This is a genomic window from Tenacibaculum sp. 1_MG-2023, assembly GCF_030547425.1.
Taxonomy (GTDB): Bacteria; Bacteroidota; Bacteroidia; order Flavobacteriales; family Flavobacteriaceae; genus Polaribacter.
Genome location: NZ_JAUORH010000007.1, coordinates 85,453 through 104,504 on the forward strand (window position 1 = coordinate 85,453; position 19,052 = coordinate 104,504).

The 19,052-nt window shown below is 32.5% G+C and carries 6 protein-coding genes; all 6 read right to left on the reverse strand.

Features of this window, described 5'->3' with window-relative positions; translation table 11 throughout:
* Positions 1–2: 2 nt before the first annotated feature.
* Genes Q4517_RS06800 through Q4517_RS06825 form a run of 6 tightly spaced genes read right to left on the reverse strand, consistent with a single transcriptional unit; the run spans position 3 to position 19,050 of the window.
* Entirely contained in the window at positions 3–4,985 is a 4,983-nt protein-coding gene (locus Q4517_RS06800; RefSeq protein ID WP_303507715.1) for a DUF4157 domain-containing protein, read from the reverse strand.
* 18 nt (positions 4,986–5,003) lie between these two features.
* A complete protein-coding gene (locus Q4517_RS06805; RefSeq protein WP_303507717.1) occupies positions 5,004–6,098 on the reverse strand; it encodes a DUF4157 domain-containing protein in 1,095 nt (364 codons plus the stop codon).
* 24 nt (positions 6,099–6,122) lie between these two features.
* Positions 6,123–7,991 (reverse strand): contractile injection system tape measure protein, encoded by a 1,869-nt coding sequence (locus Q4517_RS06810; RefSeq protein ID WP_303507719.1) that lies wholly within the window; start codon positions 7,989–7,991, stop codon positions 6,123–6,125.
* Positions 7,991–13,108, reverse strand: a complete 5,118-nt coding sequence (locus tag Q4517_RS06815; RefSeq protein WP_303507721.1) for a hypothetical protein — start codon at positions 13,106–13,108, stop codon at positions 7,991–7,993. The genes Q4517_RS06810 and Q4517_RS06815 overlap by 1 nt, the downstream gene beginning before the upstream one ends.
* Positions 13,109–13,153: 45 nt before the next feature.
* Positions 13,154–15,886: a DUF1508 domain-containing protein gene (locus Q4517_RS06820; RefSeq protein WP_303507724.1), complete on the reverse strand. Its 2,733-nt coding sequence runs from the start codon at positions 15,884–15,886 to the stop codon at positions 13,154–13,156.
* On the reverse strand, positions 15,874–19,050 hold the full coding sequence (locus Q4517_RS06825; protein WP_303507726.1) for a baseplate J/gp47 family protein: 3,177 nt from the start codon (positions 19,048–19,050) through the stop codon (positions 15,874–15,876). Before Q4517_RS06825 ends, Q4517_RS06820 begins: the two co-directional genes overlap by 13 nt.
* Between the last annotated feature and the right edge of the window lie 2 nt (positions 19,051–19,052).

The following is a 19,052-nucleotide window of genomic DNA, read 5'->3' on the forward strand; positions in this document are numbered from 1 at the left end:
AATTATTGTTTGCTAAGTATTTCTCTTAAATGTACATCTTGACCAATCTCTCTAAATATTGTAGAATTAACCGATCTTATGATTCCTCCGTCTTTATCTTTAAGATGGATTTTTACAACCCTATATTTTACTCCTCTACAAAACTTAGGGTCATTATCTCTTGAAAGCACTCTATGCAGCTCTTGCAATCTTTCTCTTCTCTGTTCTGGTGTTTCTCCAGAGATTTCTTGTGTTTGACTAGAAATAGTATCACTCACAGCGTTATCAGAAATTGACATCCATTCTGCGTCTACACTTAAATCAAACGTAATATACTCAATTCCTTTAATGCTCCTAAACCTTCTTTCTGCCGTAGCTAAACGTTCTTCTATTTGAGATTCTGCTCCAAACATAATTTGCTTGTTATAGTGCTCTGATGTTGTCATTAAATTGAGTGCTTGAGCATACCCTGAACCTTGGAACCAATCGGCTATTAAGTGAGAAGCATTAAACTTAATGGTTGTATCATCTACCTGACCTGTAAACTGGTCTCTCATACCATCCATAACTTCTTGATAATTCTCCTGATTTGGTGAATTAAGTACGTTGTCTCTATCTGAACTATTACTGGTATTAGCGTCTTGAATTGCAGTTCTACCATCTACATTACTAGCAGATACTGTTCTACCTCTTGAACCAGGCTCTTTTAAGGCTAAATTCCTTCCTTCTATTGAGTGATTTGTAATATTCCCTCCAGTGCTCAACTGACTTTGTTGGATTGTTACAGTAAATTCTCTTTTCTCTGGAGGCTGATTCCCTATCTGAACCGTATAGTTATAATTAACAATTAATTGCCCGCTTGAAGTCCCATCATAGTCGACACTAGAATCTAAAATTTTGTATTGATTATGTTCTCCTTCATCTCCTCTAAATAAAGAATCTAATCGTTGATTAGCTACTGGCTCTCTTTCTCTATCAAACACCTGATCTCTAATACTGGCATAGGCATTTCTTGCTTCTCCTCCTTCTATTTCTGCAATCTTTTGATTAATTACATTTGTTTTCTCTGTATTTTCAATTGATGAATCTAACACTCTATCAGCGGCTCTTTTAACTTGCTCTTTGGTGTAATCTCCGTAAGCTTCTGAATTCGAAATTGGGTGTTCTATTACCTGCTTTGTTTTTGGACCATCACTCTTAAACTTATTAACCAATCCTGACCATGAACTAAATCCTCTACTCTTATTTTCATCTCTTAAAGCTTTATTTGAATCAAAAATTGCAGTAGATTCTTGCAATAGCATTGGATGAGCACTCAAGTGGGTTTTAGATACAATATCTCTTTCAAACCCAACATACATCGTATCTTCATTATCAGTATCACCAAAAATGGTGAATAAGTTTCTAAAAATAGAAACCATTCTGTCTTGAGTACTTTCCACTCTGTCATCTGCTTCTACTGCCTCTGAAGTCGAATCAGGAGTAGGGGTAGCTGTAGCCTCTGAAAGTTCTCTATTCGCTGTTATTGCCTCATTTTTAACTTGCTCATATAAATACTCGGCAGAATCTAAGAAGCCTCTAGCTACTCTTTTCTTAGTATCGTCTAATGAGTCTAGCCTAGATCGCCAGTCTATTAACTTCGTTGCAATAACTGATGGATTACTAGCAATCATAACATCTACATCGTTTCCAGAAACTCTAATCCAAATCCTATGATTCTCACCTTCAGCATCAAACCTTACAATTTTTCCTATTTCTCCATCTCCTTCTTGTAAACCTGAATCTACAGATTCAACAATTTCTACTTTGGGTTTACCAATTTCTGTTTGATTTCTTTCTCCTATAGTAAGCAGATAGTCCCAAGTATCATTTCCATCAACAACTCTCGCAGAGATAATCACATCGTGTTCACTTTTCCAAATTCTCAATAAATCTTGAGCTGCAGATTCATCTATTTTATTATCTTCACTTACAGCTCCTCTTTCTCTAGCTCTAAGATCTTCAATTGATTCAGTAATCATTCTGCGTTGTTCCGCCTCACTCATTAAAGCAATTCCCAACAGATGTCTCCCGTTATTTTCTTCTCCATGTTCTACATAAACAGCTACACTTTCTGCTTCTTCATTTCTAGTTTGAATTCTACGAATTCCATACCTGCGTTTTACCGTATTAATTTTATCTTCTACTACTCCAATGGTAGGTTTTGGATTGGCATTCTCCATTTGAGACAATTCATCTAAAGCACGCATGTATTTTTGCTCTTCTGAAAGATTACTTAAATCTTCTTCTCTTCTACCTGGTGGTAATCCTTCTCCTTCTCCTGTTATTTCAGGGTTTTCTGTTTGATTACTATTTGCGTTTTCTCCTTGCCATTCTCCTTCAGGACTCGATTCACTGTCTCCCATACTTCGTGGAGGCGGATCAGCCATTACATCAGCCGTAAACTTGTCTGCATCAAACTCAACAGGAGACATGGTTAATTCTGGCGGTTCTTCTCCTCCTACTAGCCAATCTACATCGGCACCTATTCCTAAACTATCTCCAATTGGATATTGTACTTCCCCTAATGGATATTCTTCTCTACCATCTGGTGCTGGTGACCACCATGGACTGTCTAGTTCATAAAATAAGGCTCCAGATAATTGTAAGAACAATTGGGCTGCTGCTTCAAAATGTCCTTTTAATCTTGATTCTCCTACTTTTCCTCCTTCTGGAGAAGCTTCTTCTTTATATTCAAAAGTTGGTGTGGCTTCTGCATACGCTCTTAATCCTGCTGCTGCAGTAACATTTACTCCCGCTTTTACGTCGTGACCTATCAAGGTAACTCCCACACCTGCTTCAGCCTCTAATCCAAGTACTGCAAAAGCATTGATTCCTAGGGTTCCTGTGATATTAAACTCCTGTAATACTGATGGATCCGTAGAGTAGGTTCCTGTAAAACCTACATTTTTTAATACCAAAGGCCCAAAACCTGCATTGGCAAACATTCCTATACTAGCGAATAAAAACACTTGTCCTACTAATGGAATACCGTAGCCTGCTCGTATTTCAACTTGGAAAATATCTACTTTTTTCCCACGTTGCTCCATTAACTCTATCTCATCTGGAACCACAATTTCTCCTACAATGGTGACATGCCCTTCGTTATCTATTCCTACTTTAGCTGTTCCTTCCAGCCAAGGGGTTATAGTTGCTTGCACTTCTCCCCAACCTGCTAATACTTGATTGTCTTTTGTTTTTGATACAGTAGCCTGCTCTTGATTAGCGGATGCTTCAGCTTCCTGATCCATACTTTCTACTCCTAATGCAGCATGCATCATTTGGCGAGAACGAGTAGCATCGGTAACTAATAAAGTGATTTCTCCGGAAAATTTATCTGAATTCATTCTCCCTGTACCTTGTATTGTTACTGCTCCATCATCATACTCAACATTTAAAGATGCGCTTACATTTGCTATATCTGCACCAATACTTGCTTGTCCACTTAATTTTCCGTCAGCGCCTCTTGCTACATTAAACTCTCCCGATGCTAACCCTGCTATATCTACGGTGGAATTGAGTTCAAAGCTTAAATTAGAGTCTGTAATTCCTAAACTACCAGTTGCTTCTATATATCCATCAATATTGGCTGATAAATTATTCGCTCTAAAGTTTAATCCTCCGTTTTCAAACCTGTTCTCTAATCCCTCTGCAACTTCTATAGGACTCAATCCTAAGAAACTCATTGCTTCAAGGTTCTCATTAATTTTTTGAATAATCCCTAAAACATTTGGAACAACTTCTTCTCCTGCTCTAACACTTAAAAATCCTGTGGTGTTTTGTTCTTCTCCAAAGTTTCGCAATACTAAAACAGGAAATACACCAGCATCTCTGAGCGGATTTAAAAACGACATTCCACGGACATCTAAATGATTATTTCTTCTACTACTTGAAAGCTCAAACTTTTGAGCTTGTCCTTCTGCAGGTCTTCCAAGTTTTCGAATTTTAATAGTTCCTTCGAATTGTGTACCAATCTTAACATTTACATCAAAGTTACGTGTCCTTGATTCTTGCTCGATATAAGCCAACCAATCATCAGATAGTTGTAGTCCATTAGTGATGTCTATCGCTTGAGTGGGAGCCACTAAAGTTACTGTATCAGTTTCTCCTTCCGATTTTTGAACATTGTTAGCTGCTGGCGAAGCTCCTTGTTGTACGGTATGTGTTAACTCATGTGCCAACAAATGCTTTCCAGAATCACTTTCTGGATTATATTTCCCTTCGTTAAAATAGATATCATTTCCATTGGTAAATGCTTGTGAACCTAGTTCTTGGTTCATTTGTACCGCATTACTATCGTTATGAACACGTACTCCACTAAAATCAGCTCCAAAACCTGACTCCATTTCGTTTTGGGTATTTGAAGGCAATGGACTTCCTCCTCCTTTTGAGCTATTCAAATCATTTTCTAACGAAGAACTATCGTCTCCTCCTGACATTTGCAATTGCTGAATTTCTTCTTCCTCTTTTTCCTGAACCTCCTCCTCTTCTTTTTGTTGGATTTCTTCTTCAGATTTTTGTTGAATTAATTCATTACTAAATGATGTAGTGTTATCTTCTTTAGCTTGTAGATTATCTTCTGTTACTTCCTGAATATTTTCATCTTCTACTTTTTGTACTTCTTCCTCTTCTTTTTGTTGTACTTCTTCTTGTTTTTGAAGGTCTTTTTCTGATGTTAATTGAACTACTGGACTTATAGAATCAACCAAAGGTTTTTGCTGAACTTCTTGTTCATTTGATTCTTGTTTTTGAATCTCTTCTTCATTTTTCTTTTGTACTGTCGGTGCGAAAAAAGAGTTTGGGGTTTCTTTTCCTTTCGCTACTATTTTATCCGCAGCTCTATCTGCCTCTACCTCATATTTATCACCTGGTTTCCCAACATTTAATTTAGGTTGAATAAAGCTTCCTCCTCCATTTGGTTTTGAAGAAATTGGTTTTGTGGTATGTTGGGTTTTTGGTGAAAACATAAAGTTTCTTTTATATAATTATCTTATAACTGTAGTTATTTTCACATAAAGTCTTATTCCTGGACAATCCAATGGATTTACTCTAATAGAAACTCGTTGTAAACCAGAACCTGTGTTTAAAGTTCTGGATTCATATGGAAATGGTTCTGCATCTCCGCAATGTGTATCTCCAGCAGGCATTCTTTGTCGTCTTCCTCCATTTATTGATACTTCATAGGGTGTTTCCCCTGTACAACAACTAACCCTATCATGAAACTCCCATTTTGCTTCAAAAGTTATTGATGAACGACAACCTTCTGGCACCATAAAATCATAGTCGATTCCACTTCTTAAGCGATAATTTCGAACATCAGAAGCAGCACATCTACTACTTCCAGATTGCTTTTGCACTTTTTTCTGCACCATTCCTTTTTGTTGAATGGTATGTGTTAACTCATGTGCTAGCAAATGTTTTCCTTCTTTGGAGTTTGGATTGTATTTTCCTTCGTTAAAATAAATATTATTCCCGTGTGTAAATGCCTGCGCTCCTATCTCTTGACTCATTTGTGCTGCTTCTGAATCGTTGTGAATGTTTACACGGCTAAAATCGGCTCCAAAACCTGACTCCATTTCACTTTGTGTTTGTGCATCCATTTTTTGACCTCCATTTTCTCTTTTTAACTTACTTTCAAAAGAAGGTTTATTTTTTGTTGAAGTAGATTTTTCCGTTTTTGACTGCACAGCTTCCTCTTCTTCTTGCTTTTGTACTTTCTCTTCTTTTTCACAATTATCGCACTTCGATTGTACTGTTTCTTCCTCTTCCTTACTTTGCACCGCTTCTTCTTCCTCCATCTTTTGAACGGGTTGCTCATCTTCAGTAGCTTCCATTTTTTGTACTAAAGGTGTTACTTCAGAAGCCAGTGGTTTTTGCTGTATTTCTTCTTCATTTTCTTTTTTTTGTATTGAATTAGCTTCCTTATTATTTCCTACAACTTTATCAGCCATTTGATCTGCTTCAACTTCATATTGATCTCCTTTTCTTCCAAATGCTAACTTCGGCTGAATAAACAAATCCTTTTTTTTATCTTTTGCTTGAACGTTATTAGCTTCTGGTTTTTTATCTCTTTTAAACATGACTTTTAAAGTTTTAGTTATATTTTACCAATTCGTAAAGATTAATTCCTTCATCCAAGGAAGTTTACATAAGCTTAAATTCCATGGTAATTTGGTATCTATTAAAATATCTTGTGTTTTTCTTTCAACTGTTAGATTGGGGTTGTCTTTAGTTAAATCTAGTTTTCCTTCTCTTTGTAAATACTCATTACGCAATAGGTCGTTTGAAGAGCTTTTTAAAACCGACCAATTTTGAAGTACTGCTTTTAACAATTCTTCTGATTTTTCTTTTAGCTCATCACTCAGTACTATATTTCTCTCGATAGAACTTTGTATGGGCAGATTACACAAAAATTTTTCGAAAATTAAATTGTTTTCAAACTGTTGTTCTTTTTTAGTTGCTACGTAATGTAATAAGTGAACAGCTTCATTGGATTTAATAATTTTGTTCTCCTTGTTTAAAAAACCACATGAGTTAAAAAACTGTTTTAAAAAAGGGTGTAATAAAATTAATCCTGCATTTTTTACAATATGAGTTTTAAATTCACTTACGATTTCTTTTTTACTTAAAAATGTATTCTTTAATGCCTCGTTATGTCGTCTTTTATATTCAGCCCTTTTTTGATCTTTGAGTGCTTTTTCATTTTTTAAGGTTACATCTTTATCTTTATAGATGTTCTTACTTTTCTGCTGCATTTTTGTACTAAGTTCTTCTTTTACTTCTTTCTTTTTTTCTTTTGGTGATAACTGTTTCTTTAAATCCTCTTTTTTGTTTTGATTATCGCTTTCTTCAAAAGAAATGGGTAAATTAAGACTGTCTATTTCTTTATCTTTAAACGTTAATTTTTCATCAACAACTTTATTCTTTTCAATATTCTGTTTATTAATTATATTTTGACCATGGGTGTTGTTAACTTCAAGGTCTATTTTATTTGTCTTTTTAACCCTTTTTTTATTTGATCGAATTATATTTATACCTTCATCCTTTTTATGCTTTTTATCAAAATCATCAATAATATCTATATTTTCTTCTTTTGCCTTTTCTTGTTTTTTATCAATTTTAATTCCAAGTTCTTTTAGTTTTTCTACATTAATTTGGTTTTTAAATATTGTGTTTTCCAAAACCAATTCTTCTAAAAAAAATATTAACTCTTCTGTATAATTCTTTAGAAATGTTGTTCTTTTTAATATTATTATTTCTTCTTGAATTACATCTACTATTCTTGAAAAGTCGTTGTTTATTATAGCTTTAATGAAAAAATCCCATACTTTATTTTTTATCTTGTGGTTTTTAAAACCAAACTTTTTAATGGTTGTTAGAAATGATTCATATCCTTTAGGTTTATTAAAAATACTTAGAAATAATATTTGTAACTCTTCAGCCTTAAACTGTTGAATTAATCGTTTTTTTTGAATCGGGTCTCTTAATGATTTAAAAAAACGTTCTTCAAAACTTTGATTTTCGGTTATTTCAAATAATATTTTTTTCGTGAAGTTTTTTTCTTTGTTTTGCCCCCTCCAACCAGTTATACCGTGTTGTAAAAAATGAAAAAAAGTATCTAATTTAGATTCTGATACAGTACTAGTTTTTATAGCTACCTCATGTAATTCTGGCTCTTTAAAAATTGTTTTTAACTTCGTTATGAGTTGTTCTTTTATTTCTCGCTTTGTGCTACTATCGTTTATAGATGTATTGCTACTAGGTATATTAACTTCAATATTTAAGTTTTCTATTTGTTGAATAAGTACTTCATTCTCTATTTCTAGAGAATTAAAGTACTTTTCTATTTCTGGAAATACTTCTTTCTGTAAAAAGTTTTCGATAGTGTTTTTACACTCCTCAGCTACCTTTTTACTTTTCGTATTTACCTCAACAAATACTTTTTGAATACTATGATCTCCTTTAGCAAGCATTATAAGTTTGGTATTAGTTTTCCATCAATAAACGTAGTAATGTATTCAGCTTGAATTTCTACTGAGCATGCTTTTAAAAATTGTAGAAAAGCCTCATCTGCTACTTTTATTTGATTTTCTTTAAATGAAATAAAAGCAGTATCTATAACTTCTAACAGCTCTAAAATAACTTGTCTATTTTCCTCTAAAACTGTTTGCTTTTGACAATGAAGGATGTTTAAAAATAATCGAGCTTCTGCTTTAAAATATTTTATTAGCAATGCTCTGTTTTCAATATCTTCAATGAGTAATTTTGAAGTGTTCATAAGTAACTTAGAGAATATACCTCTTAACTGATTATTATTTTCTCCTATTAGGTAAGAATTACTTTCATCGGTTATAATTGCTTTATAAGCGTCATTTGTAGGAACTACTACAACCATGTTAACATTAGTACCACTACCTCCATCATTTATACTAAACTTATTTAACTTATAATAGTTTCCAACTTCTGTTTTTGTTATTTCCTCACAGGTTTTATCTTGTGTTTTTCCAATTTCTATCACTTCTGTTATTGTGTGTTCTCCACACTCACTTGCTACCGTTAAAGAGACTTTTACTGAATCTCCATCAAAATTGCTCAGGTCTTCTGTTATTGTTGTTCTATTTATTTGAGGTTCTCTTTCAACTCCGTTAATTATCCAAACGTATTTATCTCCTTTTTCAGAAGTATTCGTCAACGATAATATTCTCGTTTTTGAATCAAAACTATGTGTAAATCTTGCTTGTGGTGTTGCTGTTAAATTAATTGTTTGTGTTACAAATGTTCCTACAATACCAATACTTACAACTCCTGAATCTGTTAGTCCAGAATTAGCAGGTACAAACTCCCAATTATTTGTTTCTTTATTAAATTTCACTTTTCCACCTGTGAGTTGGACTCCTTCAAATTGTGGTCTCACAATAACTGGATAAGGTTCTTTATCACTTAAACAAAAAGTAGTGGGTAAATTTATTATAAACTCTGGAAACGCAATAGTTTTTGTAAACTCCGCGGTTGAAAAACAGCTATTACCATCAGTAATTGTAAGTACTACTGTATATGTATTTTCTGTTCCTTCTTTAACCAATAATTTAGGATTAAAAAGTTCAGTTCCTGACTCAATATCGTTTACACTCCAATTGAATTTTAATCCTTCTGGTTTTACACCTTCTGGAAGTATTGCTTCGAAAGCTGCTTCGTAAAATAACTGTCCGTCTTTCCACATAAACCTTGATTCACTTTGCTCTGAAATACTTATTTGCTTAACTTCATGAATTGTGATTCTTGCATTGGTTGTTTGTCCGTCTTCTAAAAACTCAATTATTTGACCATAATTTTCAAAAACTGCTATATCAACAACTAGTTCATTGTTTTCAATCGTTACTCCATTTATGACTCCATCTACAATGGTTATGGTTCCATTAACATTCGTAAATGGAATTCTAGCCACTTTTTCTTCAGTAAAATCGATACAATATGTGGGCTGAATTGCTAATTCAGATGGTGTTAGTGTATCAAAAACTATTGGTTTTATAGCAATCGTTTTCTTACATGGACCTAATGAAATTTCTAACCCTGGTTGTATTTCATTTTTTATATCATCAATTGGTAGTATATAATTTTGGAAAACTTTGTTATTTATAGGTGTACGTTCTACCTTGATGCCATCTCCCATAAAATCCCACTCATATTTAATATTGTTAAAGAAATCAGCATTTACAAAATCAGTGTCTTTCCAATGTAGCACATAGGTTACTCTAGCTTTCGATTTATCCTCATTATATTCGATAGGTTGTTCTACTTCCACCAATAATTCTAATGTTGGATATACAATAAGTTCACAATCTGTAGGTTCATCATTAACCATAAATTTAATTGGTTTACCTAATAGGCTCTTATCTATTTTTGTAACATCAATTTTCCATTTTTTATCTTCAGGGTCTAGATAAACTCCTGACTCCACACCTTCAGGCACATTTGCTTTTACGTCTCCATCTAATGGTCTTACAGTAAATAGTAAAGAGTCAATTTCTATATCTTTTTTCAAACAAATAGTACTTACTGGCAAGCTTAAAAATGGTGGTTCTTTAGGAATTATGAAGTTCACTGGAGCACAATCTGAACAACACATATATGGTAAGGAAAAATCTGCTACTACTGTGTTTTTCAGTGTTTCATTTTCTTTAATTACATCGTTTTCGTCGAAATATAGTTTCTTCTTAGTTTCTAAAACAACAGGGTTATATAGCTGTAAAAAGTATTCGTCTTTAGGTACTAAATGGTCTTTAATAGTAATACGCATTCCTACAGAACCGTCTTTGTACATAACCGTTTCTTCTGCATTGAGCAATTTAGACATTCCTGCTCTAGACCAAGTTCTATTTAAAAAAGCTGAAAAATTACTTACTGTTTCTGCTAATGTTTTACCTACCAAAACTACATCTTGATCAGAAAACCTTTTTCCTTTAAAATTAAAATAATGTCCATCCACAAATGAAAATTCTACGGTTGAACTTTTATCCCATAGCTTTATTATTCCTCCATTTCTATAAATAATCTCATCTTTACCAAATACTAAATCTTTAGAGTTTGTAAACTCTTTTTTAACACCTAATTCTTTATCCGAAGTTATTGGTTGATTTTTAAATACAATGTTTAACACTACATCATCAAATGTATTTTTATCTGCTGCATTTTCGGTAACATAAACCATTACAAAAGTTCCTCCTGGAATAACTCCTGCTTTATGTTCAATACCTGGATGTTGTTTTACAAATTCTGAAAGTTGTATTCTTTCTAAAATTTTTTTCTTTCTTTTTTCTATTTCTGCTAGTAATGTTTCTAACTTTTTTCCTGAACAACAAACAATTGATAATTGGTTAATCAATAAACCTAAAATTTGTTTGGTTGAAACTTCCAATGAGGTACTGTTATATTTTGCTTGTAGGTTTTTTACTTTCTTACACAGCTCCGCTATTGTTAATTTATAGCTTGTTAATACAAGGTTATCTATATCTCTTATATTTAATGGGATTTTTGTATCTAAAACATACGTATGAACTAACGTTTCTGTAAGGTCTGTTAATATAAAATCACTAAGCGTTGGTTCTTCTTTCCATACTTCTTTTTCTTTTAAAGCTTCCGTTTCTTTGTTCAATTCAACAATAATATCACTTGCAGACCCTTCTTTGTTTTTATCTATTACACGATCTATTAAATAACCTATCGAGTCTTCCTCTTTCGTTAAACTTTCTTTAACTATATTTTCTTTATTAAGTAGATAATCTTGGTATTTGTTTGAAACAGTTTCATTGTATCTATATACTGTTTCTTGATTTTTAGTTGCCTCCTTAGAAAGAAACTTCATTTTATTTATTACTTCCTTGTCCATAAAAGCAGTGTCAGCTGCTACTTCTTCAGTTGCAATTATTCTTTTACCTTTTGATGGAATTAACTTATCTACTACTGTATTAACCTTTGGATTGGTTAGTTTGAACGCTGAAAATGTTTTACTTACTTCTGATAAAATACAATTTTGCTCTGCTCTCCATGCGTTTAACAACATTTTTAAATCTTCAAACTCACATTCGTAATTGTTTATATTAATTGTTTGTTCAGCTGCATTAATTGAAAGTGTTTTGACATCAAAACTCAACCCGTTATCTTCTTTAAGCTTTATTATTTTTGCTAAGGCTTCTCTATACATTTTACCTTGATGCCCTTCAATTCTATAGAAATCATTTTTATCAATATTGTATGATAGTGGGTTTTGAATTGCTACTGACTTTTTTAGGTTTTCTTTATGGTAACTTAAATTTTGATTCGCTCTATAGTTTTTTGTTTTATTAAAATCCCACCTCTTCAATAGTTCCGAAGAAACATTGTAATAAAACGGAATTGCTTTTTCACTTAATGATGTATGCGCTTGCGATGGAGTTATTACCACCTCTTTTGACTTTTCTTTCCCTATGTAATTGCTTGCAATAGTAATAGCTCTGTCAATTAACAACTGTAGTTTTTGAAGGTTTTCATTTTCATGACCTACAATAGTTGATTTATAAAATCGGTGACGTAATTCTGGATATGCTGTTTCTTTCTTCAACTTTCCTAACATGATATGCTTTGGAAAAGCTCCAATATCTGGACAACAGTTTACATTAATATGGAGTAATAATTCTTTAATTTCATTGTAAGTATCCACTAAATCTTTTATGACATCATACCTGTATTGAAAATCTAACGGAACTGCTAACGGACTAAAATTAAATAATTCTTTTATTTTAGTAGTTATTGATGGTTTTTGAAATTTTGAGAATATCGTATCAAAGCCTTCAATTAAATCTACACCTATACTTTCATCTTTAATCGCACTGCTAAACTGAGCTTTTAATTCTGAAAATGTTTTGGTGTTTTTCTCATTTAACACCACTCTTTTTGTTTCTACAACAGGTAGTTCATTATTTATTTTATACCAATTGTGCTTTAAATAGATAATATCTTTAGCTACAATAGCTTCTAAATCTTCAATACTTACAAATAATACGCGTAAATTATTAATTTGCTCAATACCCTGATTGTCACATGTTAGTTTATTACACAATACGTCTTCATTTGGATATTGTTCGAGGTACAACAGAACAGCCATTTTTTGTATCTCTGGAAACTCAACTAAAGGGGTATGCGACTCATCTTCCTCACTATGTAACTCCCATAAATCATATTGCTTGTCTTGAGCATTTCTAAATCGCTCGTATTTACCATCGGTATCTTCAAATTTTTTGTAGAATGAAAACTTTTTTGATTTTATATTTTCTTCTATTAATTCAAAAAACTGAACCAAATCTCCATCAGTAGTTACCGCTGTTCCTTGGGCAATATCAATACTCGTTATTGCTGTTTTATCTATATTGAAATTAGGAGTTACTTCAAACCCACAGGCTATCCCAACACCACTTAAACCAAGTCTTGACAAACGATTTTGATCATCAAAATAATCGATAAATGTATTGAGTTGTGTTTCTGTTAATACCTGATTAGCGTTAAACTTGCTATATTCGGTTGTAATTTCTTTTAGTTTCAAGTTGGTCGTTTCCATACGTATTATGTTTTGGCTGTGTTAATGAATAAACACGTACTATTTTTATGAGTTTTCTTCGTTTGTATTTTCCTTTTCTGATTGTATGTTTCCTATACTAGATTGGTTTAGTATAATTCTTCCATCTAATGCTTCGTCTTCTGCATTACAATCGGTTAATCTTCCTACAGGGTAAATCGTATTTAATTGCTGCATTGCTTGTATTAAGTTTGGTAACTCATTATTCTCTGTCGGTTGTTCCTGTTCAAGGTTTGTTTTTACAAACAAGTACTTTTTATATGCGTTTTCGAATTGTAACAAATCGTTTTCTTCATCTGCGATAGTTCCTTTTCGTTCTCCTACCCAACAAATTCTCGGTAAAATATGTGATGGAAGTTCTTGCCTAATCACATCTTCCATATAACGTCTAAAATCTGGGTTTGAAAAACGATAGGTATATCCTGGTAAAACGATACTTACTCTGTAAGAATAAGGATCAATCGTTCCACAATCTTCACAGTCTTTAGCACAAATAGATAAGAAATTTGTTGCTTCATTATTGGTAACATCTGGACGCAATAGCATGTGTTCTACTAAAAACATTCCTTCTTCTGTAAAATCTTTTTTCAGAAAAGAAATTGTGTTTAACAATGCTTCCTTTAAATCATTGATATCAGTATAGTATTTGTATTGTTTTGCAATGATGTAATCGGTACTGCTCTCTGGTTTTTCTGGATTTATAACATCAAAAGAATACTTTACTGGAATAGAAGGTTTTGATGGTGTAGATTCATGAATTCTTATAAACCCTACTTGCATATTATTTGTAATACCCTCTTCAAAAGCTTCCTCTATATCTTTTTCCTTGGTTTGCACAATTTGTAATACTGCAAAGTATAATTCTTCAATAGCAAAAACTTTTTTAGTATAGTTTTCAGTTGCTGATAGTAATATATTTCCATTAGTATCTTTTAACCTCCATCTGTATGTATTACTACCTTCTGTTACTTCATAAATATCTACACTGGTTTCCGTTAAATGTCTTCTTTTTTCATTGGTAATTCCCATTAAACGTGCTATCCGTTTTTGAAATCCAGATACATTATTCGTATCCCATAGATTTTCTTGGGTTTGTTTATAGTAGTTAAAAGCAAGTCCTCTTTCACTACTAATTACTTTATAGTCTTTTAAAAAGGCTTCTTTGTTCGATAGTACAATTTCATCGGTTGCCGTTCCATACAACGCTTTCATAATAAACGTGTATTCTCCAAATCGTTCTGCAAAACGCGCCAATAAATGATCTAAAACGGAATTTCTACGTTCTACATTATTATCAAACTGATTGAATAATAGCTTTGTTAATTCATCATCGTTTGATTCTGGATATTCACTTACAAGCTCATCAAAATCTTTAATATCTTTTACTGCTTGCGTAAAAAATGTTCGAGTTTCTTCTCCGCTAACAGACAATAATGTTTTTACTTCTGATAAGTGTTTGAAATAGGTTGCTAAGATTTGATCGAAAAATGTTAAATACGCCTTTAGTTGTTTCGCTTTTGCTTTTCTTTCATTGGTTACGTGTATTGCTAGCCCTTCTTGACCAATTCCGTAGGTATCAGGAAAATCGTTCTGAATAGTAGTGTACTCTCCAGCTCCTATTGAACTGCCTTTGGGTAGTGATAAAACTTTCTCTTCGGCTGTGATTTGTTGTAAAGCAACTTCATCTTCTTTTAATTGTTTAAGATACTCATCTACTCTATCATAATTTAAGTTCAGTGGGAGAAATCCTTTGCTAAAATTAAACGTACTTTTTTCACACAATACTGGTTTTTTATCTGGATCGATACAAACTACCCATTTATTTTCTTGAACGATGTTTTCGTCACAAAATCCTACAGAAATGTCTTTAATTAACTTAACTCCTTCTACATTCATTATGATTTTCATCACATCTGAAAGACGTACTTCCTTTCTTAGCTCTGCTTTTTTAAGCTCTTCAATATCTATAAATCCGCTTTCCAACACTGGTCCATCAAATACCTCATCGGTAGTATACCCTCTATTTAGCATTTGTTGAATTGAATAGAATTTTAATGACGGTGATAAGTAGTTTTCTATTTCAAATAAAATAGTAGCATACACCCATTCTTCATCGGCTTCTGGCACAACATCAACATTTGCACAAATGGCAATAAGCTGCGTATCTACTTCGTTTACCTCTATTAAATCTTCACATAAATTTCTATTCTTGTGATATGTTTTTTTAATATGTGGAAGCACTTGCTCTTTTGTATAGCCCTCTTCTAAATCAACTAACAGTGAATACAGCCCCTTTAACTTAAAATCTTTTTGAAACTCTGGTAGAATCTCTTCAAACTTTTGATACCCTAATTTGTTATTCTTACAATCAACAAACACTTGTTTATCATAAATTCGCAACCAACAGTTTTTTACTCCTTCTAAATCAATAAACAGTTTTCTATAATCTAATTCATTGACTGGTTTCGTTGGAAAAATTTCTGATGCTTTATAAAACTGTGCTTGTAGTGATAAATTTGGATCTTTAGATGCTAATAAATCTTCTAGTGGTGTATTAATACGCATCCCTAAATCGGTAATAGCGTAACACAACATTTCTAAAATAGTTACTCCAGGATCGTGCGAATTGAAGTCAGTCCATAACTTACCTCCGAATGTTTCTAAATAAGAAATTCCTTCTTTTCTTAAAAAAGAAAAATCTAAGTCATCTTTGGTAGATATATTCTTAGGAATATTGATATGTTCGTTTATAGCTGACATGTTTGTTCTATGGTTTTTTTAGTTCCTTTACAGGTAGTTAATACAGTACTTACATTATGCTTTTTGGCAGATACTAATATTGATTTTGGATCACTTGGTTCTATTTTGTACACCTTGGCATCACCATTCATGGTTACATTTTGTAAATAATCTACATAGGGTAGTTTTTCTAGATAATCGATTAAAACACTTTTATGTAACATGATTCCGAAAGTTACTTCTTTGGTTTCGTCAAACGCCCAAGGTGATAGGAATTTCGTAATGTCAGTTTTTAGTTGTTCGGTATAGAAATTCTCATCATATCCATCATAAAAACTTACTTCTAAACCTATACTTACTTCTTCGTAATTAGGATTGATAATTTCTGCATTTACATGTAGTGTATTTAATGAGTTGATATACTGTGTTACACTGTTTAAAGTGGCTTTACTTACTCGTGGTTGATACATATCAAACACATTCTTATTAACAGTATCTGGAACAACTACGAGTGTTACATGACCCGCTGCTGTAAAACTTGTTTCTGAAGTATGGTTTAAGCATTTTACTTTATAAATCTCTGGAAATTCTTGAAGAATTAAATGCTCGTAATCCCACAAAGTTATCGCTCTGTTTTTATGACGTAAGCGTTCACTTATTCTTCTGTAAAAATTATCGTCTGATTCTTCAGGGCTTCCTCCAAAGGAACTATAAGGTTGTGAAACTGATTTAATTTGTGGTATACGTGTCACCATTTTTTTGATGGTGCCACTGGGCAATCCGTTTTTTAAATGATTTACCTCATTATCGTTATTTACAAACGACGCTTCCACTGCTTGTGCATGAATACCTATCGCTTTACATACTGCTTCAAACGATTTATTCATTTGTGCTTTTATCCAAGTATAACCTGACGGTAATAATGTATTGTTTGAAGTTGCTTCTTTAGGTATTGAAAACTTAACAATTCCTGATTTTAAGAAGTTGTCTGTATTATTAGAAATGATATTATTTTCTAACGTTTTCCACTTATTATTACATAATATCGACCAATTTATCTTTTCGTTTTCTCCAAAGCTTTCTACTAGTGGATTTTCACTTCCTTCTAATACTTGAATTAATAATGAAAGATTTTGTTGAGGTGCTAAGTTTTCAATTCCTAAAAATAAATGACCTCCTATACAGTATTTTGGTACTAGTGTGGTTTGAATAACATCTTTATCAAAAACATCTACAATTCCTTTTTCTTCTTGTAAATACTTTTTTTCTGCGTAATTTTCTTCATGCTGACCAAAAGGATGTTCATGAAAAAGTTGAATACGATTTCCTTCCATGCTTATTCCTTCCATCACGATGGTTTCTTCTGCTGAATAATTCACAGAAATTGACTCAACCAAAGGAGTGTAAGGCTCATTAGGAAAAATAATATCTTTATCATCTGCACTTACTGCTAATGCATACAATTTAGAATATAATTCGTGTAAAAAAGATTGCTCTAAACTAAGTTGTAAAGCTTCTGCTTTTTCTATTTCATAAGCATTTGCAGTATTTTTCACTTCAAACTCTGACATATAGCTTACTTCATCAGTCTCTTCATCTACCTCTTTTATAAAGAGATTTTTTATTTCCCCTACTGTTTCATTGGCTTCTCCCGCGGCGTGTAATAATCGTTTTTCTACTTTAAAATGCGTTTCATTATTCACCAATAAGGCTCTTTCATCTATCTCTTTTTTGAGTACCTCAATATATTTATTGATTGATGAATAGTTTGGTGATGTTACATATGCTTGATACCATTCTTTAAAGTCTTCTGGGGTATTTTTCCAACGTAGGTTTACGGTGAAATCATTCCATTTTTTTGAAAAAGCTTCGTCATAACTCACACTAAAATTCGACCTCTCAATGGGACGAGTTGTAAAAGGATGAAATGGTTTTTTAGTTCTTACCGTTCCATTATCATTTTCAACGGTTGCTGATTTTACTCCTTTGACATCTGTTTTTATAGTTACTCTTTCAAGTGTATTTCCTGCTAAAAACCTGTAAAAATCATACCCCACAGTAGTTGAAACATCAAATTCAAAACGCACTAACGGATGTGAAGTGTTATATTTTGTTAGTAAAAACTCTTCGTTATATCCTACTAATGCACCTGAATCATATCCTAAGCTAAATGTGAAACTTATTTGATTCGTAGTAATTAATGCTCCATCATTTACACTGTTAATAGCAACCAATGTTGGTTCAATCCATGTTTCTTTTCCACTTCCAAAAATTTGAACAGTTTGAAGTAGTTCACTTACATCAAAAGAGTTTTCTTCAAAATTGTTTTTAAACTTAATCCTAATTGTTACTGTTCTATCCCCTTCTTGCAATAATAACATTGGTGAGGCAATTGAAAAACCTACTACTGCATCTGGTAATTCAGTAGCATTTTTTTTACTTGCAGGATATCCGAAAGGATACCAATATGGAGCATCCTCTGGTAACGGTTCTTCAAAACCATCTTTTGTATTAGCTACCGCGCTCGCTTTTATCTTTTGTAAACCTTCTGAATTGTTATTATAAATAGTTTTTATAGCACTTACTGAGGCTTTGTTTACAATTAACTCTTCTGTTGTTTCGTATACTAATGGATTTCCTAAAGCGTCTTTTTTTGCATCTAATAAAGTCCCTTCCTCAATTCGTTTGTCTGCAATCTTTTTTGCTAATTCAAAAATTATATGTGCATGATCTGAAATGGGTTCTCGCTTTTGAACTTGTAATATTTCTTTGTAGTAAAAATCTAAATGACGTTTGGTTAAATTATTAAATCGTTCTTTTGAAAATTCTAATAACTCTAAGAAGCAAACAAATAAGGTTAAATGCGGACTCAACTTTCCTTCCTCCGTATATCCATTAAGAGTTGAGCTAATATTTTCTTTTAATTTTTGATATTCTCTGGTTCCCCTAAAAGGAATAGTTGACGTGGTTAATTTTTTAAAAAAATATTGCCAATCTCCTGATGCTACTTTATGATTTTCTGTAGGAAAATAATTTAGTTTTTCTGCAAAATTATAGGCAAACAAAATCCAATCTTCTATAGTAAAATCGTGAAGTTCGAAATTATCAGGATCTAATGCGTCAATATAACGCAGCTCTTGTCCTGTTCCGTTTCGTTGTAATATGCTAGAAATGATTTTACTCATGG

Excerpts from the sequence above, each read along its gene's own strand:
- Q4517_RS06805 (WP_303507717.1), bottom strand. The coding sequence starts at position 6,098 with ATGTTTAAAAGAGATAAAAAACCAGAAGCTAATAACGTTCAAGCAAAA.
- Q4517_RS06820 (WP_303507724.1), bottom strand. The coding sequence starts at position 15,886 with ATGTCAGCTATAAACGAACATATCAATATTCCTAAGAATATATCTACC.
- Q4517_RS06815 (WP_303507721.1), bottom strand. The coding sequence starts at position 13,108 with ATGGAAACGACCAACTTGAAACTAAAAGAAATTACAACCGAATATAGC.
- Q4517_RS06810 (WP_303507719.1), bottom strand. The coding sequence starts at position 7,991 with ATGCTTGCTAAAGGAGATCATAGTATTCAAAAAGTATTTGTTGAGGTA.
- Q4517_RS06825 (WP_303507726.1), bottom strand. The coding sequence starts at position 19,050 with ATGAGTAAAATCATTTCTAGCATATTACAACGAAACGGAACAGGACAA.
- Q4517_RS06800 (WP_303507715.1), bottom strand. The coding sequence starts at position 4,985 with ATGTTTTCACCAAAAACCCAACATACCACAAAACCAATTTCTTCAAAA.